The following is a 1,656-nucleotide window of genomic DNA, read 5'->3' as shown; positions in this document are numbered from 1 at the left end:
ACCGGACGCCGTTCGGCGGACCGGCTGCTGTGGCTGGAGCACGCCAGCTCACCGCGCGGCGCCCTGCGCCTGGACTCCGGCGCCGTCCGCGCCGTCGTCGAGCGCCACAGCTCGCTGCTCGCCGCCGGGATCACCGGAGTTGAGGGAGATTTCGCTGCGGGCGATCCAGTGGACCTGATTGACGAAAACGGCAACATCGTCGCCCGTGGGCTGGTCAACTTTGATGTAAGGGAGCTTCCCCGACTGCTGGGACGCTCGTCGCGGGACCTGGCGCGGGAGCTCGGTCCGGCGTACGAGCGCGAGGTGGTGCACCGCGACGACCTCGTGGTGGTCGCCACGGCACTCGGCGCAGCCGAGTCGGCGGTCTGCCCGGATCCGGACGGACCGCACGGGGGTGGCAGGGGCCGTTCGGCCTGAGACGACATCACCGACAGGGAGGCCGCCGGTGGGACGCAGGCGCCAGGGTGCGCGACCCGTGGGTTCGGCGGAATCGGTGCTCACCAGCATCGACGGGGGCGCTTCGCGCACGACAGGCGCCCCCCGGAAGACTCCACACAACCCCGACCCGACCGACCACCCCGACGACGGGGGACGCACCCGGCTGTGGCACGTGGTGCTCAGCGTCGCCGGCCGGGCCACGCCCCTCACCGAGCTCAAACGGGGCCTGGAGCAGTTAGCGCACGACCACACCCCCTTCCTCACCGCCCGCTACGCCACCGACCACGGCGAGATCCGCTACTGGGAGCAGGCCGAGGACCTCCATGACGCGGCGGCCATGGCCCTGCGGCTCTGGGGCGAGCACAAGGCCACCGCCCAGCTGCCGCCCTGGGAGATCGTCGGCCTGGAGGTGGTGGACCGTCCGACGTACCACAAGCGCATCGCCGAGGGCTACGGAGAGTCACCGGCCTTCCTTGGCGGTGTCCACCCGTACTGACCTGACCGGTCACAGGTCTCAGCACGCGGAAGTCGGAGCGCTTGCCCGGCCCCGGCCGGTTACCCTTTGCGCCATGAGCAGCCTCTCCGACTCCGCCTCGTCGAACTCCGCCTCGTCGAACGATGTCCCGCTGACCCCGTTCCCCTCGCCGGACCTGCCCTCGCCGTTGCCTTCGTCGGCGGTGTTGCGGGTGGCGTATCGGGCGCGGGCTGCTGCGGCGGAGTTGGGGCCGTTGGCGCGGGGTCCGAAGGACGAGGCGTTGCTGGCGGTTGCGGATGCGTTGGTGGTGCGGACGCGGGAGATCGTTGAGGCGAACGCGGTGGATGTGGGGCGGGCGCGGGAGGCGGGGGCGAGTGATTCGGTGGTGGACCGGTTGACGTTGACGCGGGAGCGGGTGGCGGCGATGGCGGCTGATGTGCGGGGTGTGGCGGGGTTGCCGGATCCGGTGGGTGAGGTGGTGCGGGGTTCGAGGTTGCCGAACGGGTTGGATCTGCGGCAGGTGCGGGTGCCGTTGGGGGTGGTCGGGATCATCTACGAGGCGCGGCCGAATGTGACGGTGGATGCGGCGGCGTTGTGTCTGAAGTCGGGGAACGCGGTGTTGTTGCGGGGGTCGTCGTCGGCGTACTGCTCGAATGCGAAGTTGGTGGAGGTGGTGCGGGATGCGGTGGGGGGTGCGGGGTTGCCGGCGGATTGTGTGCAGTTGGTGCCGGGTGAGGGGCGGG

At 71.1% G+C, this 1,656-nt stretch carries 3 protein-coding genes; all 3 read left to right on the top strand.

Annotation, left to right across the window (positions count from 1 at the left end; all coding sequences use genetic code 11):
* Positions 1 to 417, top strand: a 417-nt coding sequence (locus ABH925_RS37640; protein ID WP_370156143.1) for a PUA domain-containing protein, incomplete at its 5' end; no start/stop codon positions are given.
* 58 nt (positions 418 to 475) lie between these two features.
* Positions 476 to 934, top strand: a complete 459-nt coding sequence (locus ABH925_RS37635; protein WP_370156142.1) for a hypothetical protein — start codon at positions 476 to 478, stop codon at positions 932 to 934.
* 73 nt (positions 935 to 1,007) lie between these two features.
* Positions 1,008 to 1,656 (top strand): aldehyde dehydrogenase family protein (locus ABH925_RS37630; RefSeq protein ID WP_370156140.1); only part of this gene is annotated, 649 nt, incomplete at its 3' end.

It is taken from the genome of Streptacidiphilus sp. EB129 (assembly GCF_041262645.1).
In the GTDB taxonomy this organism is placed as follows: domain Bacteria; phylum Actinomycetota; class Actinomycetes; order Streptomycetales; family Streptomycetaceae; genus Streptacidiphilus.
This window is presented reverse-complemented; position numbering and strand designations above follow the sequence as displayed.